This window comes from Telluria sp. ZT3P26 (assembly GCF_059686035.1).
Genome location: NZ_JCASII010000008.1, coordinates 1 through 25,756, shown reverse-complemented (window position 1 = coordinate 25,756; position 25,756 = coordinate 1). Strand labels below are relative to the sequence as shown.

Genomic DNA, 25,756 nt, shown 5'->3' with positions numbered 1-25,756 from the left:
TCGGCGGCAGCATTGCCGTTGGTGCTGGCGGCGCCTGCGCCACCAAGATATTGCTGCAACAAATTACCTAAATCAAAAGCCATGTGTTCTCCTGCTGGGTGAATGCCGGGATGGATGACCAGCGTAGACGTTTTGATATGGAGCGCTCTGTACGATGACGAACCCACGGTGCATCGATCATCATCGATCTGCGCTCTGTGAACGTTACGTGGGTGTTGCGCAGGAAAGGGTAGCGCCGCATGTATTTGCCAGGTGGACACGACAGCACCACGAACGGTAAGCTGTCGGCATGCCCTATGTCCCGCTCGCCGTGTTCCTCCTCCTGTACCTGTTTGCCAGCCTGGCCTGGAACATGTCCCAGATGGTCGGCGCCGCCTATCTCGTCACCAGCCTGACCTGCTTCGTGGCCTACGCGATGGACAAGTCGGCCGCGCGCGCCAGTACATGGCGCACGCCGGAAGCCACGCTCCTGCTATTGGGCCTGATCGGTGGCTGGCCCGGCGCCGTGCTGGCGCAACAGTGGCTGCGCCACAAGACCAGCAAGCAATCGTTCCAGTGGAAGTTCCAGGCGACGGTGGCGCTGAACCTGGCCATGTTCGCCTGGCTCGCCTACCGCTTCGGGCAACCGGCTGCTGCATGATGACGGACGATCCCGTGTGGCCGTGGCCCCGCATCCTCGCGCACCGTGGTGGCGGCACGCTCGCCCCCGAGAACACGGTGGCCGGCTTGCGCTGTGGCATGGCGGCGGGCTTTCGCGCGATCGAGTTCGACGTCATGCTGGCGCGCGACGGCGTCCCGGTGGTGCTGCACGATCCGGGCCTGGGCCGCACGGTCCGGGGCAGCGGCAGCGTGTTCGAGCACGATGCGCTCGAGCTGGCCGCGATGGATGCCGGCAGCTGGTTCGGCCCTGGATTCGCGGGCGAGCCGGTGCCGCTGTTCGACGCCTTCGCGCGCCTGTGCATGGCCCACGGCATCTGGATGAATATCGAGATCAAGCCGGCGCCCGGCTACGAACGCGAGACCGGCCGCGTCGTGGCGCAGATGACGGCCGCGCTGTTCGCAGACGAACTCGCCGCCGGCAACCCGGCCGCGTTGCCGCTGTTGTCGTCGTTCAGCGACGTCGCACTGGCGGCAGCGCAGGCAGCGGTCCCGGCCCTGCCGCGCGCCTGCCTGATCAGCGCGCTCGGCGCCGATTGGCAGGCACGGGCGCAGGCGCTCGGCGTGCGCGCCGTCCATACCAATCACTTGCACCTGAGCCGGCAGCAGGCACGCGCCGTCAAGGACGCCGGCTACGGCCTGTTCTGCTACACCGTCAACGATGCCGGCCGCGCGCGCGAACTGCTGGCGTGGGGCGTGGACGCCTTCTGCACCGACCGCATCGACCTGATCACGCCCGATTTCGCCTGAAGTCAGGCCCTGGGACTATATTTACAGCAGGGTCTCAAGTCACGCCGACGCGGTGACGTTAAGAAGTGACGATCATCCTGACGGTGTTGCCACCATGGCGCTTTCCCTCTCGACGAATACCCTGTCGCTCAGCACGCAGCGCAGCATGCGCACGCATGACACCGGGCAAGCAAAGCTCATCGAGCGCCTGAGCTCCGGCACGCGCATCAACCGCGCATCCGACGATGCGGCCGGCCAGGCGATCACGTCGCGCATGAGCTCAAACCTGCGCGGCACCAGCCAGGCGATGCGCGGCCTCAGTGATGCGACGTCGATGCTGCAGGTGGCCGACGGCGCCATGGCCAGCGTCACCGATACCCTGCAACGCCTGCGCGAGATGGCGGTGGCCGCCGGCAACGGCAGCTACACGGATGCTGATCGCGGCGCGTTGCAGAAAGAGACGCAGGCACTGTTGCAACACATCACGCAGGTAGGCACCGACACCCGATTCAATGGGGAAGCGGTGTTTTCGCAGGACACCGTGAGTATCGGCGGCGACGAACGACGGCGCGCCGTGCTCGACGGCCTGCAGTCCGGCTGGCTCAGTTCCGCCGAAGACATGATCAAGCAGCATTACGGGATCATGGGTGACGGGGCCAAACTGACCGTCAACCTCGACACCACGGATGGCGCCTACAACGTACTCGCGTCGGTGTCCGGCACGTCGTCCGGCGGCAAGCTGAACAATCTGCACCTGAACATCGACATGGCCGACTTCGGCACTGCGGCCACGCCCGACGGTGGCAGCGCGCCGCTCTACAGCGACCGCATCGTTGCCCATGAAATGGTGCACGCGGTAATGGGGCGCACGATGAACATGGGGGCACTGCCGCAATGGTTCGTCGAAGTCACGGCTGAACTGATCAATGGCGCCGACGAACGGCTGGCCGGCGCCGGCAGCATGGCCGGCGTGGTCGCCACCATCGCCGGCGGCGGTTTTTCGTACGAAGGCGGGTATGCCGCCAGCCGCTACCTGCACGACCGCATGAAGGACCTGGGCGTCGAGGGCGGCATCAAGGGCATCATGCAATACCTCAACAACAACCAGTCTGCCAATCTCGATGCCGCACTCAATGCCGTGTCGAACGGCGTGTACACCAGCAATGCCGCGTTCCTGGCCGACTTTGGCGCCAACGGCGAACAATTTATCAATACAAAAATGAACCTGACCAATGCCGATACGGGCGCCATCGGGGGCCTGGATGCCGACGGCGGCCCCGTGCGCGATGCCCGCGCCGTCGTGCCCGCCAGCGGAACCAGCAATGCGTCGGATGGCCTGGCCGGTTTCAGTGTCGTCTACCCGGACGAGGGCGGCGCCAGCGGCGTGCGGCGGGTGCAGGTGCAGGCGGGCGACAATGCCGGCGACCTGATCGACCTGCAGTTTTCGTCGATGAACGCGCGCGCCCTGGGCCTGGCCAATCTCGACCTGACACGCTCGAGCGTGGCGCTGCTGACCATCGACCGGGTGCTGGAATTCGTCAATGAGCAGCGCGTGCGCACGGGTGCGTCGAGCAACCGGCTGGACCTGGCCGCCAGTGCGCTGGAAACAGGTTCGCAGAACATGCAGGCGGCGCGCTCGCGCATCCAGGACACCGATTACGCCAGCGACACGGCCCGGCTGACCCGCACGCAGATCCTGCAACAGGCGGCGTCGGCGATGCTGGCGCAGGCCAACGGGCAGCCGCGCTCGATCCTGAGCCTGCTGCGCTGAGAATCGGGCGGGGAGCTAGGCTATAATCGTTCCTTTATAGGCACGCTGCCTCACTCCGCCCAACGATCAGACATGAAATCCTCCGACATCCGCGAAAAGTTCCTCAAGTTCTTTGAATCCAAAGGCCATTCCATCGTGCGTTCCAGCCCGCTGGTGCCGGGCAACGATCCGACCATGCTGTTGACCAACAGCGGCATGGTGCAGTTCAAGGATGTCTTCCTGGGCCTGGATTCGCGCCCGTACTCGCGCGCCACGTCCGTGCAGCGCTGCGTGCGCGCCGGCGGCAAGCACAATGACCTGGAAAACGTCGGCTACACGGCGCGTCACCACACGTTCTTCGAGATGCTGGGCAACTTCAGCTTCGGCGACTACTTCAAGCGTGACGCGATCCAGCTGGCCTGGGAACTCCTGACCAAGGTCTACCTGCTGCCAGCCGAAAAGCTGACCATCACCGTGTACTTCGAGGATGACGAAGCGTACGACATCTGGGCCAACGAAATCGGCGTGCCAACAGAGCGCATCATCCGCATCGGCGACAACAAGGGCGCGCGCTACGCGTCCGACAATTTCTGGCAGATGGCCGATACCGGCCCGTGCGGGCCGTGCACCGAGATCTTCTACGACCACGGCGCCGACATCTGGGGCGGCCCACCGGGCTCGGCTGAAGAAGACGGCGACCGCTTCATCGAAATCTGGAACCTCGTGTTCATGCAGTTCTACCGCGACGAATCCGGCTCGCTGACCCCGCTGCCGAAGCCGTCGATCGACACCGGCATGGGCATGGAGCGCCTGGCCGCCGTGCTGCAGAACGTGCACAGCAACTACGAAATCGACCTGTTCCAGAACCTGATCAAGGCCGCTGCCCGCGAAACCGCCGCGCCTGACCTCGAGAACAATTCCCTCAAGGTCATCGCCGACCACATCCGCGCTGCGTCGTTCATGATCGTCGACGGCATCATCCCGAGCAGCGAAGGCCACGGCTACGTGCTGCGCCGTATCGTGCGCCGCGCGCTGCGTCACGGCCACAAGCTGGGCCAGACCAAGCCATTCTTCTACAAGCTGGTGGCTGACCTCGATATCGAGATGGGCGAAGCCTATCCCGAACTGCGCACGGCCAAAGACCGCGTGGCGCAAGTGCTCAAGGCCGAAGAAGAACGCTTCGGCGAAACGCTCGAAAACGGCATGAAGATCCTGGAAGCCCAGCTGGCCAAGGATCCGAAGAACCTCGACGGCGGCACCGCCTTCACGCTGTACGACACCTACGGCTTCCCGCTCGACCTCACCGCCGACATCTGCCGCGAACGTGGCATCACGCTCGACGAAGCGGGCTTTACCGCTGCGATGGAACAGCAAAAGAAAACGGCGCGCGCCGCCGGCAAGTTCAAGATGGCCGCCAATGTCGAGTACGCGGGCGAGAAAACGAAATTCGTCGGCTACGATTCGCTGGCCCACAACACGCACGTGCTGGCGCTGTACGCCGACGGCGTGAAGGTCGAGCAACTGACCGCCGGCCAGGCCGGCATCGTCGTCCTCGACACGACGCCGTTCTATGCCGAATCGGGCGGCCAGGTGGGCGACCAGGGTGTGATCGGTGACGGCGCCATCCGCTTTGAAGTCGAAGACACGCTCAAGATCCAGGCCGACGTCTTCGGTCACCACGGCGTGCTGCGCGAAGGCACGCTGAAGGTCGGCGCAACGGTCGACGCACAGGTCGACACCGCCAAGCGCGCGCGCACCATCCGCAATCACTCGGCAACGCACCTGATGCACAAGGCGCTGCGCGAAGTGCTGGGCACGCACGTCCAGCAAAAAGGCTCGCTGGTCGATCCTGACAAGACCCGTTTCGACTTCAGCCACCCGCAGGCGCTGACGCTGGACGAGATCACGCAGGTCGAGACCATCGTCAACCGCGAGATTCTCGAGAACCATGCGACGCAATCGCACAATATGTCGTTCGACGATGCGGTCAAGCACGGCGCGATGGCGCTGTTCGGCGAGAAGTACGGCGACACCGTGCGCGTGCTCGACATCGGTACGTCGAAAGAGCTGTGCGGTGGCGTCCACGTGACCCGCACCGGTGACATCGGCCTGTTCAAGATCGTGTCGGAAGGCGGCGTCGCTGCCGGCATCCGCCGCATCGAAGCCGTCACGGGCGAAGGCGCACTGGCCCTGGTGCAATCGATCAACCGCAAGCTGATCGAAGCGGCCGGCGCCCTGAAGACCAATCCGGACGAACTGACGGGCCGCATCGGCCAGGTGCAGGATCAAGTGAAGCTGCTCGAAAAAGAAGTAGCAGCACTGAAGTCGAAGCTGGCATCGGGGCAGGGCGACGAGCTGCTTGCGCAGGCCATCGACGTCAATGGCATCAAGGTGCTGGCGGCCACGATGGAAGGCGCCGATGTGGCGACGCTGCGCGAAGCGATGGACAAGCTCAAGGACAAGCTGGGCACGGCCGCGATCGTGCTGGCAAGCGTCCTCGACGGCAAGGTCAGCCTGATCGCAGGCGTGACCAAGGATGCCACCGGCAAGGTCAAGGCGGGCGAGCTGGTCAACTTTGTGGCCCAGCAGGTGGGCGGCAAGGGCGGCGGGCGTCCGGACATGGCACAGGCCGGTGGTACCGACCCATCGGGCTTGCCAACGGCGCTGGCCGGCGTGGCGGGCTGGGTGGGCGAACGCGCGTAAGCACATTCTGCTGGCAATCGCCTGTCAAGAACGCCGCCTTCGGGCGGCGTTTTTTATGGCGCAGTCAACGTTAAATAGAGACTTGCTTTGAACTGACGAGCACTCCACTGGTCCAACTCCTGTCCCCAGCGTCAGGAGTCAATCATGAAAGCGCCACGTTTCAAGGGCTGGTTCGCAAAACTGCCTTCACTGAACCAGCCACAGCGCCGGCAAGTGCTCGATGCCCTGCATCCGGCCGTTGGGCTCGATCAGGTAGTCGCGCTTATCAGCGAGGTCAGAGCGCCAGGCCGCTGCTGCCCCAGATGCGGCAATGAGCGCTGCTACCGGCACGGGTTCGCCAACGATTTGCAGCGCTACCGCTGCTGTGCCTGCGGCCGCACCTTTAACGACCTCACCGGTACGCCACTGGCGCGGCTGAGGCTCAAATGCAAATGGCTCGCCTATTCGCAGGTGCTGCTCGATTCACTCCCCGTACGCAAGGCAGCAGATCGGGTCAGGGTACACCGCAACACGGCCTTTCGCTGGCGGCACCGTTTCCTGCATTGGGTCAAGTTCGACCGGCCGGCAGCTCTCAATGGCATCGTCGAAGCTGACGAAACATTTCTGCTTGAATCACAAAAAGGTTCACGCACGCTCGATCGGCCACCACGCCACCGCGGCGGCCATGCTGCCAAACGAGGCATTTCCAGCGAATTGGACTGCATCCTGGTCGCACGCGATCGCGAGGGGCGCACGGTCGATGCCGTCACTGGCCGCGGTGCGATCACGGCGGCGCAACTCGAGCGCGACCTGCTACCCAGGCTCGATCCGCAGGCGTTGCTGGTCAGTGATAGCCATGCTGCGTACCGCGCCTTTGCACGCAAGCACAGGATCGCGCATGAGACCGTCAATCAGCGCGCAGGGGTGCGTGTGAGCCGGCTGGGCAACCTTGCCATCCATGTGCAGAACGTGAACGCCTACCATCAACGCTTCAAGGCTTGGCTACAGGGCTTTCGTGGCGTAGCGTCGCGCTACCTGCCCAATTATCTGGGCTGGCGCTGGGCGCTGGATGGCGAGCGGATTTTTTCGCCAGAACAATTGCTTAGTATTGCTATCAGCGTCATCAACAGATAACTCCGACTGCGCCTTTTTTATTGCTTTGCTTTTATTCCACAAATAGAATCATGTAAATACGTCAACCTTTATAAAGGCGATCATGCTGACACGTCGGATGCTGGGTCTGGGTTTGCTGGTAACAGTCATTTCTTCCGCTTACGCCGAGATGCCGGCGCACGATACGGTCAAGGGCGGCAAGGATCATCCGCTGCTGACGCGCTTCCCGGGCGCCAGGCTCGTTGGCTACGACGTGAAGCAATTCGACGAAGCCACGCTGCTGGCGGGTAAGCGCACGTTCGTCGCCGGTAAATGGGGCTTTGACAAGACGTTACGCCTGGAGGGCAAGCACACCCGCATCGCCTACAACTATCCGAAAGACCGTTCAGCGCTCGAAGTCATGCGCAACTACCAGGCGGCGCTGGCAAAGGCCGGCATGAAGAGCGTCTTCGCCTGCGTTAAAGAAACATGCGGCGAAGACTTCGGCGACGTGTTCATCGAGCGTGTCAGCAATAACTTCATCCAGGACGAGGCGGCTTTTGCCGAGCCGTTCAACTACGGCCGCAACGCCAACCGTTACCTGCTGGCGTCCGGCACACGGTCCGATGGAACGGCCGTGAACGTCGCCGTGTATGTCGTCGATCCGGTGCAGGACAAGAACGGCGGCATCTACCTCGACATCGTCGAAGGCAAGCCGATGGAAGGGGGCAAGGTGGCCGCCAATCTGAACGCGGCCGACATGGCCAGAGGCATCGCCACGGATGGCAAGGTGGCGATCTACGGCGTCTACTTTGACACTGGCAAGGCCGACATCAAGCCCGAGTCCGCCAAGACACTGGCCGAGATGGCTGCCATGCTCAAGCAGTCGCCAAAGCTCAAGGTGTTCGTGGTCGGCCACACTGACAACCAAGGCGCCGTGGCCCAGAACCTGGCACTGTCGCAGCGGCGCGCCGAGTCGGTGGTCGGGGCATTGGCCGGCACCTACAAGATCGATGTCGCGCGCCTCAGTCCGAAAGGGATCGCCGCCTTTGCGCCACTGGCGTCGAACCGCGCCGAGGCGGGGCGCCAGCAGAATCGGCGGGTCGAACTGGTCGAGCAATAAGGGCTGACGGCGCGCGCCACGCTCGCGCAATCGTATTGCGCGAGCTTGCCGGAACGGTTATTCTGTGCGCCGTTTTGGCCCACATATTGGTGGAATGATGCACCGTGATAGTGCTTTTCCGTGAGCAGCCAGTACAGACTCGGTAGCAGTTCGTCAAGCTTTTAACCTTGGGTTGCAGGCTCGCAACAATGTATGACTATTTTGGTGCGGTGCGTCATACTCGTCGAATTGGAGTAGTATTCAAGTTCCGGCACCATCCTTACTGATCAGGAATGCGATGAGCGACATCATTTTCGACACCGACACCGATATTATGGAATTCCAGAAAGATCTGGATGCGCGGGGGCTCAATTGCCCACTGCCCATCCTCAAAGCGAAGAAGGCGCTCGCCGACATGGAGAGTGGTCAGGTGCTGCGTATCGTGGCCACCGACACCGGCTCCGTACGTGACTTCCAGGCCTTCGCCAAGCAGACCGGCAACGCGCTGCTGGCCCACACCTTCGAACACGGCGAGTTCACCTTCCTGATGCGCCGCAAGTAATTCACGCTGTCGTGGCGCGCATGTCGCCACGCCGCGCATTGTCGTGACGGGGTGTGTCCCCGTCTGTTTTCCCGAATCCTTGGCAGACCGACTACTTTAGGTGTTTTCCTCTACTAAAAAATCGCACGCTCGTGCTTTAATTTGGCCCGATGCCCCGATTTCTCATATAATCTGAGCCACTTTAGTCTGTCTCCATCTCATTTTAAAAGGCACCCTATGAAAGTCCTGGTACCCGTCAAACGCGTGGTCGACTACAACGTCAAGGTTCGCGTCAAGTCCGACAACAGTGGTGTGGATATCGCCAACGTCAAGATGTCGATGAACCCGTTCGACGAAATCGCGCTGGAAGAGGCCACCCGCCTGAAAGAAGGCGGCAAGGTTACCGAAGTGGTGGCAGTGTCGATCGGCGTGCCACAGTGCCAGGAAACCCTGCGCACTGGCCTGGCCATTGGCGCCGACCGCGCCATCCTGGTCGAGACCGCCGGCGACACCGAGCCGCTGGGCGTGGCCAAGATCATGAAGGCACTGGCTGATAAAGAGCAGCCACAGCTGATCATCCTGGGCAAGCAGGCAATCGACGACGATTCGAACCAGACCGGCCAGATGCTCGCCGCACTGCTGGGCTGGCCACAAGCGACGTTCGCGTCGAAAGTGGTGCTCGAGGACGGCAAGGTCACCGTGACGCGCGAAGTCGACGGCGGCCTGGAAACCGTGGCGCTCAAGCTGCCTGCGGTCATCACCACCGACCTGCGCCTGAACGAGCCGCGTTATGTGACGCTGCCGAACATCATGAAGGCCAAGAAAAAGCCGCTCGAGACGATCAAGCCGGAAGACCTGGGCGTGGACGTGGCGCCGCGCCTGAAGACCCTGAAAGTCGTCGAGCCTGCCAAGCGCTCGGCGGGCGTGAAGGTCCCGGACGTGGGCACGCTGGTGCAGAAACTGCGCACTGAAGCCAAAGTCATCTGAGCCGTTTGTCGTCATTTACAAGATAGGAATCAACATGGTCGCATTAGTCATTGCTGAACACGACAACGGCTCCCTGAAGGGCGCTACCCACCACACCGTCACCGCAGCCACGCAGTGCGGCGGCGAGGTGCACATCCTGGTCGCCGGTTCGGGTTGCGGCGCCGCTGCCGAAGCTGCTGCGCAGATCGCGGGCGTCTCGAAAGTGCTGGTCGCCGACGCGCCGCACTTCGCCGACGGCCTGGCCGAGAACGTGGCCGAGCAGATCCTGGCGATTGCCGGCAGCTACTCGCACATCCTTGCGCCAGCCACCGCCTACGGCAAGAACATCCTGCCGCGCGTGGCCGCCAAGCTCGACGTCGCGCAGATCTCCGAGATCACCAAGGTCGATTCGCCCGACACGTTCGAGCGTCCGATCTACGCCGGTAACGCGATTGCCACCGTGCAGTCGGGCGACAGCGTGAAAGTCATCACCGTGCGCGGCACGGCGTTCGATTCCGCCGCCGCTGGTGGCTCGGCCGCCATCGAAGCCATCGCTGCCGTTGCAGACGCGGGCACGTCGAGCTTCGTGGGCCGCGAGCTGGCCAAGTCGGACCGTCCGGAACTGACCGCCGCCAAGGTAATCGTCTCGGGTGGCCGCGGCATCGGTTCGGCCGACAACTTCAAGATCCTCGAGCCGCTGGCCGACAAGCTGGGCGCAGCGATGGGCGCGTCGCGCGCCGCCGTCGACGCCGGTTTCGTGCCGAACGACTGGCAAGTTGGCCAGACGGGCAAGATCGTCGCGCCAACGCTGTACATCGCCGTCGGTATCTCGGGCGCGATCCAGCACCTGGCCGGCATGAAGGACTCGAAGGTCATCGTCGCCATCAACAAGGACCCGGAAGCGCCGATCTTCTCGGTCGCCGACTACGGCCTGGTGGCCGACCTGTTCGAAGCCGTGCCGGAACTGGTCAAGGAACTGGGCTGATCACCTGGCGTGGCGTCGTTGTACGCTACGCCGACAGCCGCCAATGACGCCGTTCCCGCTGCTGCAGGAACGGCGTTTTTTTCGCATAAGAATTTATTCAGGAGACAATGGTGAGCTACAACGCCCCGCTGAAAGACATGCAGTTCGTGCTGAACGAACTGGCCAACCTGGCCGAGATCAATGCGCTGCCCGGCTGTGAAGACGCAACGCCCGATACCGTGGAAGCGGTGCTGGAAGAAAACGCCAAATTCTGCCGCGACGTGATCGCGCCGCTGAATCGCGTCGGCGACAAGGACCCGAGCTACTGGAAAGACGGCACCGTCACCACGACCAAGGGCTTCCGCGAGGCGTTCAAGGCCTACGCCGAGGCGGGCTGGCAGGGCGTGCAGCATCCGCAGGACTTCGGCGGGCAGGGCTTGCCCAAGCTCGTGGCCACGCCATGCATGGAGATGCTGCACGGCGCCAACCTGTCGTTCGCGCTGGTGGCGCTGTTGTCCGACGGCGCCATCGAGGCTTTGCTCACGGCGGGCTCGGACGCGCAGAAAGCGCGCTTCCTCGAGCCGCTGGTATCGGGCCGCTGGACCGGTACCATGAACCTGACCGAGCCGCAGGCCGGCTCCGACCTGGCTGCAGTGCGCACCCGCGCCGAGCCGCAGGGCGACGGCACCTATAAAGTCTTCGGCACCAAGATCTACATCACGTATGGCGATCACGACATGACCGAGAACATCGTGCATCTGGTGCTGGCGCGCACGCCGGACGCGCCGCCGGGCGTGAAGGGGATCTCGCTGTTCATCGTGCCCAAGTTCCTGATCAACGACGACGGGTCACTGGGCGCGCGCAACGATGTCGCCTGCGTCTCGATCGAGCACAAGCTGGGCATCAAGGCCAGCCCGACGGCCGTGCTGCAGTTCGGCGACAACGGCGGGGCCATCGGCACGCTCGTTGGCGAAGAAAACCGTGGCCTGGAATACATGTTCATCATGATGAATGCGGCGCGCTTCGGCGTGGGCATCCAGGGCGTCGGCCTGGCCGAGCATGCGTACCAGGGTGCCGTGGCGTTTGCCAAGGACCGCATCCAGTCGCGCGATGTCGCTGGCTCGAGTGGTCCGGTGTCCATCATCCATCACCCGGACGTGCGCCGCATGCTGATGTCGATGCGTTCGCAGACAGAAGCCGCGCGCGCGCTGGCGTATGTCGGTGCGGCGCTGTCCGACCTGGCCCATCACCATCCGGACGAAGCCACGCGCACGGCCAACCTGGCCCTCTATGAATACCTCGTTCCCGTCATCAAGGGCTGGTCGACCGAGATGAGCGAGCAGGTGGCGCGCGATGGCGTGCAGGTCCATGGCGGCATGGGCTTCATCGAAGAAACAGGCGCGGCGCAGCACTACCGCGATGCCAAGATCCTGACCATCTACGAAGGCACGACGGCGATCCAGGCCAATGACCTGGTGGGTCGCAAGACGGTGCGCGATGGTGGCGCCGTGGCCAAGGCGCTGATCGCGCAGATCCGGGATGTCGAGCGTCAGCTGGGCGACACGCAGAACGCCGATTTCGCGGCGATTGCACAGCGCCTGCAAGAGGGCAGCGCGGCGCTGGAGGAAGTGGTCGGGTATGTCGTGGCCAATATCAAGACGGACGTGAAGGCGGTGTTCGCTGGCAGCGTCACGTACCTGAAGCTGGCTGGCATCGTGCTGGGCGGCTGGCAGATGGCGCGCGCAGCGCTGGCGGCGCAGAAGCGCCTGGATGCAGGCGAGGGCGACGCCGCCTTCTACCGCGCCAAGATCGGCACGGCGCGCTTCTTTGCCGACCACATCCTGTCGCAGGCGCCGGGGCTGCGCACGTCGATCGTCGATGGCGCGGCGGGCGTGCTGGCGCTGGAGATCGAGCAGTTCTGAGCAGGCATGCCGGTCACGCCGTGGTGTCGCAAGGGCCGTTGAACGCGTGGACGGGAAACCCGTCCACCCTACTGTGGGCATACGGTAGGGTGGACGGCTCTGCCGTCCACGCGTTCAACCAACCGTCGCACACCACGCATCCGCGCTCTTTCACCCGTACGCGCCACCCGTGTACATCACGTCCGACAACCGTGCGATCGTCCCGATCAGCACGGTCGTGGCCACCAGCATCGTCACCACCAGCAGCAACACCAGCACCCAGTTCGAGCGCGACTGGCGCCCGCTGTGCTGGTTGTAGCGGGCATCCCACTTCTCGTCCGGCGTCAGCCCGATCACCAGCGCCTCGACAAATCCGGCGATGTACGACACCAGCAGCGGCAGCACCATGTAGAACGGATGCGGCTTGACCGCGCCGTACAGGATCCCCATGACCGGAAGGCAGCACAGGTGCAGCAGGCCGATGCGGTCCGCACCAGGCTTCAGATAAAAGCGGTGAATGCCAAAGCCACCCAGCAGCAGGGCGAGCAGGGTAGCGACAGTCTTGTTCTTGTGCGCAGCAGCCATGGATGTTGTCAATCGTTCAGGAAAGCCAAAGTATCGTCCAGATTGGCGAGAATGGCACGCTTTCGGCGACTGACAGCGTATTCCAGGCCAATCGGGCAGATGGCTGGTAGCGGTATGGCGCGAAATCGGTGATAATGGTTGATTCTCCTGGGACTGCGCGCCCTGTATCATTAACGCTTGCTGCTGTTCGGTGTCGCGCGCTATAATCGTCGACTTTCTCCGTCCAGAACAACTTTTTCGGAAATATTATGGTCGTTATTCGTTTGGCTCGTGGTGGCGCAAAAAAGCGTCCGTTCTTCAACATCGTTGCAACTGATTCGCGCAATCGTCGCGATGGCCGTTTCATCGAGCGTATCGGTTTCTACAACCCAATGGCATCGGGCGCTGAAGTCAGCCTGCGTATCGCTGCTGACCGTCTGTCGCACTGGCAAGGCGTTGGCGCACAACTGTCGCCAACCGTCGCTCGCCTGGTCGCCCAGCAAAAGCCAGCTGCTTAATTTTCATTAAGCAAGGTACGCAGGTTTGAACGATTCAGCAGCGAGCAACGCAGGTACGGGAACCCCGGTTCCCGCCGATCTGGCCGAAGTGGGGTATGTGTCCGGTGCTTATGGCATCGTCGGTGGCATTCGTGTCACGCCGCACTCCGCTGACGCCGATGCGCTGCTGAACGTGAAAACCTGGTGGGTCAGCAAGCCGACTCTGCACGCCGTTACGGTGCGCAGTGCAAAACTGCATGGCGGCGATGTCGTCGCCACGCTGGTCGGCCTGCAGGGCCGCGATGCTGCCGAAGCGCTCAAGGGCGCCACGGTACAGATCGCACGCAGCGCGTTTCCCGCGCTCGAAGAAGATGAGTATTACTGGTCCGATCTGATCGGGCTTGACGTGGTCAACCTGCAGGGTGAAGCCCTGGGTAAGGTGGCCGACATGATGAGCAATGGCGCGCAATCGATTTTGCGCATCGTGCCGGTACCTGATCCGTCGTCAGACGAGAAGGCCCCCGAGCGCCTCGTGCCGTTCGTCGACCAATTCGTCAAGACTGTCAGCCTCGACCAAAAACTGATTACCCTGGACTGGGGTCTCGATTTTTGAACCCGTCCACGTGGGCTTGAGATCCGATGCAATTTGACGTCGTGAGCTTGTTCCCGGAAATGTTTGCCGCATTGACGCAGTCCGGGGTGACCCGCCGTGCGTTCGAGCAGCAACGCTGGGGCTTGCATCTCTGGAATCCACGCGATTTCACGCAAGACCGTCACCGCACCGTCGATGACCGCCCGTATGGCGGTGGTCCCGGCATGGTGATGATGGCACGGCCGCTCGAAGCGACCATCAATGCCGCGAAGGCGCGTCAGCAAGACCTCGGTCTGCCCAGCCCCCGCGTGGTGTTCATGTCGCCGCAAGGCAAGCCACTGACCCACGCCCGCGCGATGGCACTGAAGGACGAGCCTGGTCTCGTCATCCTGTGCGGTCGGTACGAAGCCGTGGACCAGCGCCTGCTCGACCGCTGCGTCGATGAGGAAATTTCTCTCGGCGACTTTGTGCTGTCGGGCGGCGAATTGCCGGCGATGGCCCTGATGGACGCCGTGGTACGCCTGATTCCCGGCGTACTGGGCGACGATGCTTCGGCCGTCGAAGACAGTTTCGTCAACGGCCTGCTCGACTCGCCGCACTATACGCGGCCTGACGTGTACGAAGACACACCGGTACCACCCGTCCTGATGGGGGGTAACCATGCCGAGATCGTCAAGTGGCGCCGCCAGCGCATGCTGGAAGCCACCGCCTCGAAGCGGCCGGATCTGCTGGACGCGGCGCGCGCCGCCGGCCAGCTGACCAAGAAGGACGAACAGTTTCTGGCAGGGTTGGTCAAGCCTGCCGGGTAAGAATGTTGCGTTGCAAGACGCACAAAGAACATGTGGCGCAAGCCGCATGCAAAAAGCGGGCACGTTGCCCGTTGTTCAACCCCATCCTCTACTGGGCGAAGGTAGCGCCGGCAAGATGGTTAATGGAGTCATAAAAATGAATCTGATTCAACAACTCGAGCAAGAAGAAATTGCGCGCCTCGGCCGCAAGATCCCTGATTTCGCACCTGGCGATACCGTTATCGTCAGCGTCAACGTCGTCGAAGGCACCCGCAAGCGCGCCCAGGCATACGAAGGCGTCGTGATTTCGCGTCGTAACCGTGGCCTGAACTCGAACTTCATCGTTCGCAAGATCTCGTCCGGCGAAGGCGTCGAGCGTACGTTCCAACTCTACTCGCCGCTGATCGCTTCGATCGAAGTCAAGCGTCGTGGCGATGTGCGTCGTGCGAAGCTGTACTACCTGCGTGAGCGTTCGGGCAAATCGGCGCGTATCAAAGAAAAACTGCCACAGCGTCGCGTCAAAGCAGCGCCAGCAGCTGCAGCTGAGTAATAGCCATCGTGCGCAAGCACCTTTGCTAATAAAAAGGCATCCGCAAGGATGCCTTTTTTACTATCCGCAGCGTTATTGAAAGAACGTTATTTTGGCCAAGCTCGTGTTCGACCCCACCCAGTTGCCCGTGATTAGTCTGGCCGGCGAGGCCGCAGTGGCACCGGCGCGCCTGCATCCGACAGCGCTGCGCCAGCGCTTCGCGCAAACCCTGGCGTGGGAACCGGAAATCTCGACCGAGACTGACGATCGCCTGGCCGCGCCGTTTCGCCGCGCCGCCGTGCTGATCCCGCTGGTCGAACGCCCCGAGGGCGTGACGGTCCTGCTCACGCGCCGTACCGACCACCTGACCAGCCACGCCGGCCAGGTCAGCTTTCCCGGTGGCCGCTCGGAAGACTACGATTCGTCGCCCATCGAAACCGCGCTGCGCGAAACCGAAGAAGAAATCGGCCTGTCGCGCCACCGCATCGAGATCATCGGCGTGCTGCCCGATTACGCCACGATCAGCGCCTACCGCGTCACGCCGGTCGTGGCCCTGGTCGAGCCACCGTTCACATTGCAGGTGGACCCGGGCGAGGTTGCCGAGGCTTTCGAGGTGCCGCTGGCCTGGCTGATGGACGGCCAGCACCACCAGCGGCGTGAAATTGCGCTGCCGCAGGGCGGCAGCCGCGCCTTCTACACGATGCCGTACGAGCGCTATTTTGTCTGGGGTGCGACAGCCGCCATGCTGCGCAACCTGTTCCATTTCCTGCGGGCGTGACAGGGTGTCGGTGCCCTAAATTTGATTCTGGCGTGCTTCTCCGCTATCGTATCGGGGCAGTCGTGTTGCCATAACAAAAAAGGGTTCCTGAATGACATTCTTTTCCATCCTGTGCGCGCTGCTCATCGAGCAACTGAAACCGCTGCGCGCGGACAACCAGGTGTACGGCGCCATCAAGGCGCTGGCCATTCGCATCGAAACCTGGTTCAACGCCGGCGAGCAGACCAATGGCCGCATGGGGTGGTTCCTGATGATGGGAGCGCTGATGCTCCCCACCTGGATCATCCACTGGGTGTTCATGTACTACAACCTGGTGTTCCTGGCCTTCATCTGGAACGTCCTGATCGTCTACCTGACGATGGGATTTCGCCACTACAGCCATTACTTTACGTCAATCCAGTTCGCCCTCAATACCGGCGACGAAGCGCGTGCGCGCGCGCTGCTGGCTGAATGGACGCGGCTCGACACCGTGGGCATGGACAGCACCGAGATCACCCGCATCGCCGTCGAGAAAGCGCTGATCACGACGCACCGCAATGTGTTTGGCGTGTTCTTCTGGTTCCTGATGCCGCTGGGCCCGGCTGGCGCGGTGATGTACCGCGTCTCGGAATACCTGTCGCGTGCGTGGAATGAGCCGGACCACATGCGCAACGAAGCGTTCGGTCAGTTTGCGGCCAGGGCGTTTTACTGGATCGACTGGATGCCCGTGCGCCTGACGGCGGTGGCATTTGCCGTGGTGGGCAACTTCGAAGACGCTGTGTACGCATGGCGCAATTTCGCCAACCGCTGGGTCGATGAAGCGCGCGGGATCATCCTGTCGGCCGGTGGCGGCGCGATGGGGGTGCGCCTTGGCACACCGAATGAAAATGCGCCACAACTGCTGCCGGCAGACGCCGCCATGGTGGACATGAGCGACAGCGACGCCGACATCCTGCCGGGCGAAGAACCGACGATCCGCGCGCTGCAGAGTACGGTGGGCCTCGTGTGGCGCGCCGTGATTCTGTGGATGATTCTGCTGTTGCTGACCTCCAGTGTGGCCTGGCTGCGCTAGGGCGGGAGCGGGGCGGCGCCCTGGTTCTCGTCCTCAGGTCTTCTATAAGATATAATAGTGGCTTCACTTAGCCCCTCAGGACTATGACCGATCTAGCGCAGACAAAGGACGAGGAACTCTCCGGAGAATTTTTTGTCCTGGGCATGACCAACAACGGCAAGCAATTCCGCCCGAGCGATTGGGCAGAGCGGCTGTGCGGCGTGCTGGCGGCATATTGCCCCGGCACCGGCGGGCCCAATGCCCACCTCAAGTATTCGCCTTACGTCTACCCGACGCTCGTCAATGGCATCAAGGCCGTCGTGGTCAACCGCAAGCTGCAACAGATCGAGCCGCTGGCCTACCACTTCGTGCGCAGCTTTGCGACCGACAACGACATGCAGATCGTCGAAGCCTGCTTCGTGCCGCTGCCCGGCGAACAGAAACCCCGGGCCTGAACCTGCACCTGCACCACCACGCCACTGGCGCCTCGAGTCTCTCCAGGCGCCAGTGTTGCGTTGGGGCGCCCGTGAATTGCCCTGCATGCTGCCTGCACGAGCGCGTTAGCACGTGTCCGATCCCGCCTGTCAACCAGTCAACCCGAGGGGCCTGACGGGCTTGTCCGTCTGCTACCATTCCGGTATCAGGCGGGACGGTTGGCGTCCTGCCCCAATGATGGGACATCATGGATTCAAAGAATAAACTGCGCGGCGTGTCTGCGCACGTCGCTGCGCTGTGCCTGGCGCTGATCACCATTGCGCCTGCCGGCGCCCAGACGGCCGTCAAAGCACCCGCTGCCGGCACTGCCAGCACTGCCACTGCCGCGCTGCCCAAGGGCATGACCCTCGGCCCGTCGGTCGAAGGCATTACCGAATACCGGCTGGCCAATGGTCTCAAGGTGCTGCTCTTTCCGGACGCCTCGCGCCCGACCGTGACGGTCAACATGACCTATATGGTCGGCTCGCGCCACGAAAACTATGGCGAGACCGGCATGGCCCACCTGCTCGAGCACCTGCTGTTCAAGGGCTCGACCAAGAACCGCGACATCACGAAGCAGTTCTCGGAGCGGGGCATGCAGTTCAACGGCACCACGTCGCTCGACCGCACCAATTACTATGAAGTGTTCCAGGCGTCGAAAGGCAATCTGGACTGGGCGCTGCAGATGGAGGCGGACCGGATGGTCAATTCGTTCGTCTCCGTCAAGGACCTGGCGTCCGAAATGACGGTCGTGCGCAACGAGTTCGAAAGCGGCGAAAACCAGCCGGGCAACGTGCTGTTCAAGCGCATGCAGAGCATCGCCTATGACTGGCACAGCTACGGCCGCTCGACGATCGGCAACCGCAGCGATATCGAGAACGTGCGCATCAAGAACCTGCAGGACTTCTACCGCACCTACTACCAGCCGGACAACGCCGTGCTGCTGGTGGCCGGGCAGTTCGAGCCGGCTGCCACGCTGGCCAGCATCCAGCGCCTGTTCGGGGCGATTCCGAAACCGAAGCGCACCTTGCCCGTGTTCTGGACCGAGGAACCGACCCAGGATGGCGAGCGCAGCTTCACCGTGCGGCGTCAGGGCGACATGCAGTTCGTCGCGGTCGGCTACAAGATTCCGTCGGACCTGCACCCGCAGGCCGAAGCGCTGGGCTTCGCGTCGCAGATTATGGGCGACGCGCCCAACGGCCGCCTGCACAAGCTGCTCGTCGAAACGGGCAAGGCCAGCCAGGTGTTCAGCTTCGGCCAGACCGGCTACGCGCCCGGCCTGCAATACTTTGGCGCTGTGGTCAAGCTGGGCGAACCGATCGAGCCGGTACGCGAGGCGTTGATCCAGGCCGTCGAGGAATTCGCCGGCAAGCCGCCTACGACCGAGGAACTCGAGCGCGTGCGCCGCTCGTGGCTCAACACGATCGAGCGCAGCCTGAACGATCCGCAGGCGGTGGGCGTGGCGCTGTCCGAGCCGGCGTCCCTGGGCGACTGGCGCATGTTTTTCGTCAGCCGCGAGCGCGTGCAGAAGATGACCGCCGAGGAGGTCGCTGCCAGCGCCGGCCGCTACTACCTGCGCACCAACCGTGTGACCGGCACCTTCATCCCTGAAGAATCGTCGAAACGTGCCGCGCTGCCGGCCGCGCCGGCTGTGGCCGACGTGCTGAAGGATTTCAAGCCGGCCGTATCGAACCTGGTGGCGGAAAACTTCGAGCCGAGCCAGCAGAACATCATGCAGCGCACGACGGTCACCACGGCAGGGGGCGTGAAGCTGGCGCTGCTGCCGAAAAAGAACCGCGGCGAGACTGTCACGGTGGACCTGCGCCAGCACTTCGGCACCGAACAAAGCCTGTTCGGCAAGGGCACGATCCAGGGGCTGACGTCGGCGATGCTGATGCGCGGCACGACGCGCTACACGCGCGCCGAACTGGCCGACGCCTTCGACAAGCTCAAGATGACGGGCGGCCCGACGCATTTCCAGACCACGCGTGAACACTTGCCCGAAGCACTGAAACTGGTGGCGCACGTGCTGCGTGAACCGGCGTTCCCGGCATCGGAATTCGAGCAGCTGCGCCAGCAGATCCTGGTGGGGCTGGAAGCGAGCCGCAACGAACCCGACAGCGCCGCCGCGCGCGCCATGGCGCTGCATTTCAACCGGTATCCGAAGGGTGACGTGCGCCATGCGAATTCGCTCGAAGAAGACGTGGCCGAGGTCAAGGCAGCGCGCCTGGCCGACCTGAAGGCGTTCCACGCTGACTTCCACGGCGCCCAGCCGGCCGAGATGGCGATCGTCGGTGACTTCGATGCGGCGCAGATCACGCCACTGGTGAACACGCTGTTCGGCGCCTGGCGCGCCCCGCAGCCGTTCGCACCGGTGCTGACCGGCCACGTTGACGTGGCGCCGCTCGCGCGCACGCTCGATACGCCGGACAAGGAAAACGGGTCGTACACGGCGCGCCTGAACGTCGACCTGAACGTCGACGATCCGGACTACCCGGCGCTGATGCTGGCCAACTACATCTTCGGCGAAGGCGGTCTGAAGTCGCGCCTGATGGACCGGATCCGCCAGAAGGACGGCCTGTCGTACGGGGGCGGCTCGAACCTGATGGCGGGCACGCTCGACCGCTTCGGCGTGTTTTCGATCGGCGCCATCGCGGCGCCGCAGAACCTGGCGAAACTGGATGCGGCAGTGCGCGCCGAACTGGCGCGCGCGGTCAGGGAGGGCTTCACGGCAGAAGAGCTGGCCGGCGCCCGCTCGGGGCTGATGCAGCAACGCCTGCAGACGCGCACGAACGACGCCGCGCTGGCCACCGGCTGGACGTCGTACCTGTATCGCGGCAAAACGTTCCTGTGGTCGCTGGAACTGGAGCAGAAGCTGAATGCGGTCACGTTGGCCCAGCTGAATGCGGCATTCCGCAAGGCGATCGATCCGGCAAAACTGTCCGTCGTGATGGCTGGTGACCAATCCAAAGTCGGGGAGCCGGTCAAACCGATAGTCGCTATGCCCTAACTGCAACAGTTGCCCGTCATAAATGCCCTGGAAGTGTGACGCCGGGGGGAGCATGCGTTAAAATGTTTCCTTCCAGAATCAAAGTATCACCCAGGGAGCATCATGAAGGGCATCACCAAATTGCCGCCGGCGAGCGGCATGTCGTTCACCGGCAAGGTCGTCCTGGTCACTGGCGCTGCCAGTGGCATCGGTCGCGCCATTGCCCTGGCCTTCGGCCGCGCAGGCGCCTGCGTGGTCGTGGCCGATATCTCGATCGAGGGCGGCCACGCGACGGCAGGGATGATCGTGGAAAACGGCGGCAAGGCGCTGTTCGTGCAGAGCAATGTCACGCGCGCGCCCGAGGTGGAGGCCCTGGTGGAAAAGACCATCAATTACTACGGGCGCCTGGACATCGCGGTCAACAATGCGGCGGTGGACGAAGAGCATCACCCGCTGGCCGATGCCGACGACGAACGGTTTGACCGCATCATGAATGTCAACGTCAAGGGTGTCTGGCTGTGCATGAAGTACCAGCTGCGCCAGATGCTCAAGCAGGGCGGTGGCTCGATCGTCAACATGGCCGGTGTTGCCGGCCTGGTCGGCAGCCCGAACCATGCGATTTACAGTGCCAGCAAGCATGCAGTGGTGGGCCTGACCAAGAGTGCCGCCGCCGAGTATGCGCGTGACGGCGTGCGCGTCAACGTGCTGTGCCCGGCAGCGGTGAAGACGCCGATGCTGGCGCGCGCGATCGAGCGCGACCCGGGCATCGAGAAAAAGCTCAAGGCTGCTCACCCGATGGGCCGCTTTGCCGAAGCAGGCGAAATCGCACAGGCGGCGCTGTGGCTGTGTTCGGACATGGCCTCGTACGTCAATGGCCACGAGATGGTCATTGACGGCGGTTATACGGCGGTCTAGGTTCACCATCAGCGGGCAGCGCGCGGTGCACGCTGCCGGCGCCGGGCTTACTTGGGCCGCGGCTGCCTCAGATCCTGGCTGGCCACGGCGACGCGCCCGGCGCGTACTTCGCGCACGGCAGTCGCCACGGCGCGCGCGACGTTGCGCGCCTCTTCCTGTACCGCATGGTCGGCGTCGAACGTATCGTGGCTGTCGGCGTACGATTCGTAGTAGCCGATAAACCGGTTGAGCTGCCCGAAGCTGCCGGAACTGATCAACCCCATCCATTCCAGCCAGTCCGACAGCGAGCGGCGCACGCCCTCGATGCCGGCCACGTCGCCATGCACCACGAGGCCGAACGCCCGTCCGGCCAGGTGCTTCGGATAATCCCAGCCGTCGCGTTCGATCTGTTTGGCGATCTCGGCCTTCTTGCCCTGCGTCGAGGACGGGTCGGGATTGCCGCCGTCAGCGCAGACCAGGCGGTCGATCATCTGCTTGAGCACGCCCGGCGTCTGGTACCAGTAGACGGGTGTGATGATGATGACGCCATGCGCCAGCACCCAGCGTTCGTAGATCTCGTTCATCCAGTCATTGACCTGGCGCTCGGCGTGGTTCGGGTAGCAGCTGCATGGCCAGTGGCACAGCGGCATGGCGGTCGAGACGCAGCCCTTGCACGGGTGGATGTGGCGGTCGTAGTCGGAGTTGATCAGGCTGAGGTCGAGGATGTCGGCCTCGATGCCGTCGGCTTCGATGATCTCGCGCGCCATCTCGGACATGCGCCAGCTTTTCGAGATTTCGCCGGGGCAGGTGCCGTCGTTGCGCGCCGAGGCGTTGATGACCAGGATGCGGCTTTTGGTGTCGGGATTCTTCTGGATCTTTTCGGCCTCGAGCAGGCGGTCGCGCGCGGCTTTCCAGTCGATCGACAGGTCGTAGTCGGGGTCGGCAAAGCCAGGGCCGGCTTTCACCGTGCGCGGCGCCTTGCGGCCGTCTTGGTAAGCGTCCCAGGCGACGGCCTCGATGGCGGCCAGCTCGTTTTCGAGCGCGTCATAGCCGGGGTCCTGGAAGGTGCGGCGAAATTGCAGGTGGAATTCGTTGCGCCCCAGCTTGGCGGGCGCCTGGCCCTTGCGTACCGTTGTCATCATTTCTCCCATGTGAATGGGGTGATTATCGCGAGGACTGCTTAAAGGCTGTGTTCGCACGCGCACACAGAATGGTGAATCGGCGCGACGGGCAGGGACATTGTGGGTGCGTTCACGCACGGCGCGGCGCTGGATGGCTGTTTACGCTGGAACCACGATGTCATGGACCATGGCGTCATCGCCGATAACCCAGAAAGAGCAAAGGAATAGCATGTCAACAGAATCGAAACAAGCAGTGCTGCATCGCATGGTCACCCCGGAACATATCTGCCCATTCGGCGTCGAGTCGCTGGAATTATTGAAGCGGGCGGGTTACCAGGTTGAAGACCATCAACTGACCACGCGAAGCGAAGTCGATGCCTATATGCAGGATGAAGGTGTCCAGACGACGCCACAGACCTATATCGACGGGAAACGTGTCGGTGGGTACGACGAGCTGGTCGCGATGTTGGGAGAGAAGTAAGAGCGCGAGCGGGGTGAGGCACAAGCGGGGGTCAGGTCTGACAATCGGACACGTACTCAGCAAACAAGCGGGGGTCAGGTCTGACAATCGGACACGAGCTCAGCAAAAGCCTGGTCAGGCAAGCCGTAGCGAGCCGGCCAAAGATGAGTGCGTGTCCAAATGTCAGACCTGACCCTGGCTTTGGTCCTGGATGACATGAGCGTATTTCATCGTTTTATGAGATAACATCATTTTTATTCATTCCATGGTGTAGGCATAATCCATTGGGTTGGGCACACATGTGCTCTCAATCCCGGAGCGCCTGGCTATGAAGAATGAAGATTTCACGTTTGCGATCAAGACCATCCGTTTCGACGAGCATTACCGGCCGGCGGATGGCACGCGTATCACGACCAATTTCGCCAACCTGGCCAGAGGAAAGAATCGCCAGGACAATCTGCGCAAGGCCTTGACGATGATGGACGCGCGTTTCAACGCCCTGGCCCATTTGGACAATCCCAAAGGAGATCGTTACTCCCTCGAACTCGATATCGTGTCCGTCGAGATGGCCTTGGGTGGCAAAGACAATGGCGATACCTTCCCACTCATCGAAATATTAAAAACCAATATCGTCGATCGCGTGACCAACGACCGCATTGACGGCATCGCGGGAAATAACTTTTCCTCGTATGTGCGGGATTATGATTTCAGCGTGCTGCTGTCGGATCACAACAAGGATCGACAGGAATTTGGCGTCCCGGATAACTTTGGCGACCTGCACGGAAAGCTGTTCCAGTGCTTCCTTGGCTCGACCGCATACAAGGAAAACTTCGGGAAGCCACCTGTGATCTGCCTGAGTGTTTCAACCAACAAGACATACCACCGCGCAGAAAATCTACACCCTGTATTGGGCGTCGAATACCTTCAGGATGAACCTTCGCTGACCGATCAATACTTCAGCAAGATGGGACTGCGGGTGCGCTATTTCATGCCACCCAACAGCGTTGCGCCACTCGCGTTCTATTTCGTCGGCGATCTGCTGTCCGACTACACCAGTCTCGAGCTGATCGGCACTGTCAGCACCATGGAGGCTTTCCAGAAGATCTACCGGCCTGAAATCTACAACGCCAATTCTGCGGCGGCCAGATGCTATCAGCCAAAATTGAAACATCAGGATTACTCACTGACGCAGATCGTGTACGACCGGGAAGAGCGTAGCCAGCTCGCCGTCAAGCAGGGGAAATTCGCTGAAGAACACTTCATCAAGCCATACCAGCCGATCCTTGACCGATGGGCCGCGAGTTACACCCTCTGATCATCCAACACGTAAAGCTACCTGATATGAAAAAATTATTGCCCACTTCAACCGCCGGCAGTCTGCCGAAACCCGCCTGGCTCGCACAACCAGAGACGCTCTGGTCGCCCTGGAAATTGCAGGACGAGGAACTCACGGAAGGAAAGCAGGATGCATTGCGTCTGTCCCTCGACGACCAGCAACAGGCAGGCATTGATATCGTCAGTGATGGCGAACAGACGCGCCAGCATTTTGTCACGACGTTCATTGAACACCTGAACGGCGTCGATTTCGAGAAGCGCGAGACTGTCCGGATCCGCAACCGTTATGACGCCAGTGTACCGACCGTGGTCGGGGCCGTGAGTCGTCCTAAACCCGTGTTTGTCGACGATGCCAGGTTCCTGCGTCAGCAAACCAGTCAGCCGATCAAATGGGCACTTCCTGGCCCGATGACCATGATCGACACGCTTTACGACAGTCATTACAAAAGCCGGGAAAAGCTGGCCTGGGAATTCGCAAAGATCCTGAACCAGGAAGCGCGCGAACTGGAAGCAGCGGGCGTCGACATCATCCAGTTCGACGAGCCCGCGTTCAATGTGTTTTTCGATGAAGTCAACGACTGGGGCATCGCCACGCTGGAGCGGGCCATCGAAGGCCTCAAATGCGAAACGGCGGTCCACATCTGCTACGGCTACGGCATCAAAGCCAATACTGACTGGAAAAAGACATTGGGGTCGCAATGGCGCCAATACGAATCCATCTTCCCTCAGCTGCAAAAATCGAATATCGACATCGTCTCGCTGGAATGCCACAACTCGCATGTGCCGATGGATCTGCTGGAACTCATTCGCGGCAAGAAAGTGATGGTCGGTGCGATTGACGTGGCAAGCAATATCATCGAAGCCCCTGAGGAAGTTGCCAACACGCTGCGCAAAGCGCTTCAGTTCGTCGATGCCGACAAGCTATGCCCTTGCACCAACTGCGGGATGGCGCCACTGCCGCGCAACATCGCGCGAGCCAAGCTGGCTTCGCTGAATGCTGGCGCAGAAATCATTCGGCGCGAACTGTCAGCTTGATCAGGTGACACGCCAGCGTTGATAGCACACCTCCCAGCGGGGTCAGGTCTGACATTCAGACACGAGCTCAACAAAAAGTCTATTCTCCAAAGTTCTGGTGAATGGGCACGGAAGAGCCCGTGTCCAAATGTCAGACCTGACCCCGGCTTTTGAAGGGGTAGGGAAGAGCCCGTGTCCAAATGTCAGACCTCGTATATTGAACATGCCAGCTCACCAGTAGATAATCGTGGTGATGTGGCCGGTCGGGGTGACGCTGTTCAGACTGAGTGCCATTGAGCACGTGGGT

Annotated in this window: 24 protein-coding genes; 22 read left to right on the top strand and 2 right to left on the bottom strand. The window is 62.2% G+C overall.

Annotated features, from left to right (window positions below):
• Positions 1 to 289: 289 nt before the first annotated feature.
• The 10 genes from AC56LN_RS21535 (at position 290) to AC56LN_RS21490 (ending at position 12,405) form a co-directional block, all read left to right on the top strand.
• Positions 290 to 640: a DUF1294 domain-containing protein gene (locus AC56LN_RS21535; RefSeq protein ID WP_499574632.1), complete on the top strand. Its 351-nt coding sequence runs from the start codon at positions 290 to 292 to the stop codon at positions 638 to 640.
• Positions 641 to 654: 14 nt separating this feature from the next.
• A complete protein-coding gene (ugpQ, locus tag AC56LN_RS21530) occupies positions 655 to 1,407 on the top strand; it encodes a glycerophosphodiester phosphodiesterase (protein ID WP_499574631.1) in 753 nt (250 codons plus the stop codon).
• Positions 1,408 to 1,501: 94 nt separating this feature from the next.
• Positions 1,502 to 3,157 (top strand): flagellinolysin, encoded by a 1,656-nt coding sequence (locus tag AC56LN_RS21525; RefSeq protein ID WP_499574630.1) that lies wholly within the window; start codon positions 1,502 to 1,504, stop codon positions 3,155 to 3,157.
• A 72-nt stretch (positions 3,158 to 3,229) separates the two neighbouring features.
• The gene (gene alaS, locus AC56LN_RS21520) at positions 3,230 to 5,839 is read left to right on the top strand and encodes an alanine--tRNA ligase (RefSeq protein ID WP_499574629.1); all 2,610 of its coding nucleotides are present in this window, start codon (positions 3,230 to 3,232) and stop codon (positions 5,837 to 5,839) included.
• A gap of 144 nt (positions 5,840 to 5,983) precedes the next feature.
• Complete coding sequence (locus tag AC56LN_RS21515) at positions 5,984 to 6,952, top strand: IS1595 family transposase (RefSeq protein ID WP_499574628.1); 969 nt, start codon at positions 5,984 to 5,986, stop codon at positions 6,950 to 6,952.
• 82 nt (positions 6,953 to 7,034) lie between these two features.
• Positions 7,035 to 8,033, top strand: a complete 999-nt coding sequence (locus AC56LN_RS21510; RefSeq protein ID WP_499574627.1) for a DUF4892 domain-containing protein — start codon at positions 7,035 to 7,037, stop codon at positions 8,031 to 8,033.
• A 313-nt stretch (positions 8,034 to 8,346) separates the two neighbouring features.
• The gene (locus AC56LN_RS21505; RefSeq protein WP_499574699.1) at positions 8,347 to 8,574 is read left to right on the top strand and encodes a sulfurtransferase TusA family protein; all 228 of its coding nucleotides are present in this window, start codon (positions 8,347 to 8,349) and stop codon (positions 8,572 to 8,574) included.
• Positions 8,575 to 8,790: 216 nt separating this feature from the next.
• The gene (locus AC56LN_RS21500) at positions 8,791 to 9,540 is read left to right on the top strand and encodes an electron transfer flavoprotein subunit beta/FixA family protein (protein WP_183549925.1); all 750 of its coding nucleotides are present in this window, start codon (positions 8,791 to 8,793) and stop codon (positions 9,538 to 9,540) included.
• Positions 9,541 to 9,574: 34 nt separating this feature from the next.
• Positions 9,575 to 10,504 (top strand): electron transfer flavoprotein subunit alpha/FixB family protein, encoded by a 930-nt coding sequence (locus tag AC56LN_RS21495; RefSeq protein ID WP_499574626.1) that lies wholly within the window; start codon positions 9,575 to 9,577, stop codon positions 10,502 to 10,504.
• A gap of 110 nt (positions 10,505 to 10,614) precedes the next feature.
• Complete coding sequence (locus AC56LN_RS21490; protein ID WP_499574625.1) at positions 10,615 to 12,405, top strand: acyl-CoA dehydrogenase; 1,791 nt, start codon at positions 10,615 to 10,617, stop codon at positions 12,403 to 12,405.
• Positions 12,406 to 12,555: 150 nt separating this feature from the next.
• Here AC56LN_RS21490 and AC56LN_RS21485 read toward each other — a convergent pair whose 3' ends face one another.
• The gene (locus tag AC56LN_RS21485; protein ID WP_499574624.1) at positions 12,556 to 12,969 is read right to left on the bottom strand and encodes an NINE protein; all 414 of its coding nucleotides are present in this window, start codon (positions 12,967 to 12,969) and stop codon (positions 12,556 to 12,558) included.
• A gap of 248 nt (positions 12,970 to 13,217) precedes the next feature.
• Here AC56LN_RS21485 and rpsP point away from each other — a divergent pair, with 248 nt between their 5' ends.
• The 9 genes from rpsP to AC56LN_RS21440 all read left to right on the top strand — a co-directional run bounded on the left by rpsP (position 13,218) and on the right by AC56LN_RS21440 (position 21,540).
• The gene (rpsP, locus tag AC56LN_RS21480) at positions 13,218 to 13,466 is read left to right on the top strand and encodes a 30S ribosomal protein S16 (RefSeq protein WP_183549939.1); all 249 of its coding nucleotides are present in this window, start codon (positions 13,218 to 13,220) and stop codon (positions 13,464 to 13,466) included.
• Positions 13,467 to 13,491: 25 nt separating this feature from the next.
• Complete coding sequence (gene rimM, locus AC56LN_RS21475; protein WP_499574623.1) at positions 13,492 to 14,058, top strand: ribosome maturation factor RimM; 567 nt, start codon at positions 13,492 to 13,494, stop codon at positions 14,056 to 14,058.
• Between the two features lie 26 nt (positions 14,059 to 14,084).
• Positions 14,085 to 14,846 carry a tRNA (guanosine(37)-N1)-methyltransferase TrmD gene (gene trmD / locus AC56LN_RS21470; RefSeq protein ID WP_499574622.1) on the top strand — a complete coding sequence of 254 codons (762 nt, stop codon included), beginning with the start codon at positions 14,085 to 14,087 and terminating at the stop codon, positions 14,844 to 14,846.
• 136 nt (positions 14,847 to 14,982) lie between these two features.
• On the top strand, positions 14,983 to 15,375 hold the full coding sequence (gene rplS, locus AC56LN_RS21465) for a 50S ribosomal protein L19 (RefSeq protein WP_183553473.1): 393 nt from the start codon (positions 14,983 to 14,985) through the stop codon (positions 15,373 to 15,375).
• Between the two features lie 91 nt (positions 15,376 to 15,466).
• A complete protein-coding gene (locus AC56LN_RS21460; RefSeq protein WP_499574621.1) occupies positions 15,467 to 16,132 on the top strand; it encodes a CoA pyrophosphatase in 666 nt (221 codons plus the stop codon).
• A 91-nt stretch (positions 16,133 to 16,223) separates the two neighbouring features.
• The gene (locus AC56LN_RS21455) at positions 16,224 to 17,183 is read left to right on the top strand and encodes a CobD/CbiB family protein (RefSeq protein ID WP_499574620.1); all 960 of its coding nucleotides are present in this window, start codon (positions 16,224 to 16,226) and stop codon (positions 17,181 to 17,183) included.
• Between the two features lie 83 nt (positions 17,184 to 17,266).
• Complete coding sequence (locus AC56LN_RS21450; RefSeq protein ID WP_482897841.1) at positions 17,267 to 17,617, top strand: DUF3579 domain-containing protein; 351 nt, start codon at positions 17,267 to 17,269, stop codon at positions 17,615 to 17,617.
• 227 nt (positions 17,618 to 17,844) lie between these two features.
• Positions 17,845 to 20,646 (top strand): M16 family metallopeptidase, encoded by a 2,802-nt coding sequence (locus AC56LN_RS21445; RefSeq protein WP_499574619.1) that lies wholly within the window; start codon positions 17,845 to 17,847, stop codon positions 20,644 to 20,646.
• Positions 20,647 to 20,748: 102 nt separating this feature from the next.
• Positions 20,749 to 21,540 carry an SDR family oxidoreductase gene (locus AC56LN_RS21440; RefSeq protein WP_482897843.1) on the top strand — a complete coding sequence of 264 codons (792 nt, stop codon included), beginning with the start codon at positions 20,749 to 20,751 and terminating at the stop codon, positions 21,538 to 21,540.
• Positions 21,541 to 21,587: 47 nt separating this feature from the next.
• Here AC56LN_RS21440 and AC56LN_RS21435 read toward each other — a convergent pair whose 3' ends face one another.
• Entirely contained in the window at positions 21,588 to 22,661 is a 1,074-nt protein-coding gene (locus AC56LN_RS21435; protein ID WP_499574618.1) for a flavodoxin family protein, read from the bottom strand.
• 208 nt (positions 22,662 to 22,869) lie between these two features.
• Here AC56LN_RS21435 and AC56LN_RS21430 point away from each other — a divergent pair, with 208 nt between their 5' ends.
• The 3 genes from AC56LN_RS21430 to AC56LN_RS21420 all read left to right on the top strand — a co-directional run bounded on the left by AC56LN_RS21430 (position 22,870) and on the right by AC56LN_RS21420 (position 25,470).
• Positions 22,870 to 23,121: a glutaredoxin gene (locus AC56LN_RS21430; RefSeq protein ID WP_499574617.1), complete on the top strand. Its 252-nt coding sequence runs from the start codon at positions 22,870 to 22,872 to the stop codon at positions 23,119 to 23,121.
• 307 nt (positions 23,122 to 23,428) lie between these two features.
• Entirely contained in the window at positions 23,429 to 24,415 is a 987-nt protein-coding gene (locus AC56LN_RS21425; protein WP_499574616.1) for a DUF1852 domain-containing protein, read from the top strand.
• Between the two features lie 26 nt (positions 24,416 to 24,441).
• Positions 24,442 to 25,470 carry a methionine synthase gene (locus AC56LN_RS21420; protein WP_499574615.1) on the top strand — a complete coding sequence of 343 codons (1,029 nt, stop codon included), beginning with the start codon at positions 24,442 to 24,444 and terminating at the stop codon, positions 25,468 to 25,470.
• The last annotated feature ends 286 nt before the right edge of the window (positions 25,471 to 25,756 follow it).

Excerpts from the sequence above, each read along its gene's own strand:
- AC56LN_RS21535 (WP_499574632.1), top strand. The coding sequence starts at position 290 with ATGCCCTATGTCCCGCTCGCCGTGTTCCTCCTCCTGTACCTGTTTGCC.
- AC56LN_RS21420 (WP_499574615.1), top strand. The coding sequence starts at position 24,442 with ATGAAAAAATTATTGCCCACTTCAACCGCCGGCAGTCTGCCGAAACCC.
- AC56LN_RS21430 (WP_499574617.1), top strand. The coding sequence starts at position 22,870 with ATGTCAACAGAATCGAAACAAGCAGTGCTGCATCGCATGGTCACCCCG.
- alaS (WP_499574629.1), top strand. The coding sequence starts at position 3,230 with ATGAAATCCTCCGACATCCGCGAAAAGTTCCTCAAGTTCTTTGAATCC.
- AC56LN_RS21440 (WP_482897843.1), top strand. The coding sequence starts at position 20,749 with ATGAAGGGCATCACCAAATTGCCGCCGGCGAGCGGCATGTCGTTCACC.
- AC56LN_RS21445 (WP_499574619.1), top strand. The coding sequence starts at position 17,845 with ATGGATTCAAAGAATAAACTGCGCGGCGTGTCTGCGCACGTCGCTGCG.
- AC56LN_RS21510 (WP_499574627.1), top strand. The coding sequence starts at position 7,035 with ATGCTGACACGTCGGATGCTGGGTCTGGGTTTGCTGGTAACAGTCATT.
- AC56LN_RS21485 (WP_499574624.1), bottom strand. The coding sequence starts at position 12,969 with ATGGCTGCTGCGCACAAGAACAAGACTGTCGCTACCCTGCTCGCCCTG.
- rplS (WP_183553473.1), top strand. The coding sequence starts at position 14,983 with ATGAATCTGATTCAACAACTCGAGCAAGAAGAAATTGCGCGCCTCGGC.
- AC56LN_RS21495 (WP_499574626.1), top strand. The coding sequence starts at position 9,575 with ATGGTCGCATTAGTCATTGCTGAACACGACAACGGCTCCCTGAAGGGC.
- AC56LN_RS21505 (WP_499574699.1), top strand. The coding sequence starts at position 8,347 with ATGGAATTCCAGAAAGATCTGGATGCGCGGGGGCTCAATTGCCCACTG.
- rpsP (WP_183549939.1), top strand. The coding sequence starts at position 13,218 with ATGGTCGTTATTCGTTTGGCTCGTGGTGGCGCAAAAAAGCGTCCGTTC.
- AC56LN_RS21450 (WP_482897841.1), top strand. The coding sequence starts at position 17,267 with ATGACCGATCTAGCGCAGACAAAGGACGAGGAACTCTCCGGAGAATTT.
- AC56LN_RS21515 (WP_499574628.1), top strand. The coding sequence starts at position 5,984 with ATGAAAGCGCCACGTTTCAAGGGCTGGTTCGCAAAACTGCCTTCACTG.
- AC56LN_RS21500 (WP_183549925.1), top strand. The coding sequence starts at position 8,791 with ATGAAAGTCCTGGTACCCGTCAAACGCGTGGTCGACTACAACGTCAAG.
- AC56LN_RS21455 (WP_499574620.1), top strand. The coding sequence starts at position 16,224 with ATGACATTCTTTTCCATCCTGTGCGCGCTGCTCATCGAGCAACTGAAA.
- trmD (WP_499574622.1), top strand. The coding sequence starts at position 14,085 with ATGCAATTTGACGTCGTGAGCTTGTTCCCGGAAATGTTTGCCGCATTG.
- AC56LN_RS21435 (WP_499574618.1), bottom strand. The coding sequence starts at position 22,661 with ATGATGACAACGGTACGCAAGGGCCAGGCGCCCGCCAAGCTGGGGCGC.
- AC56LN_RS21425 (WP_499574616.1), top strand. The coding sequence starts at position 23,429 with ATGAAGAATGAAGATTTCACGTTTGCGATCAAGACCATCCGTTTCGAC.
- AC56LN_RS21525 (WP_499574630.1), top strand. The coding sequence starts at position 1,502 with ATGGCGCTTTCCCTCTCGACGAATACCCTGTCGCTCAGCACGCAGCGC.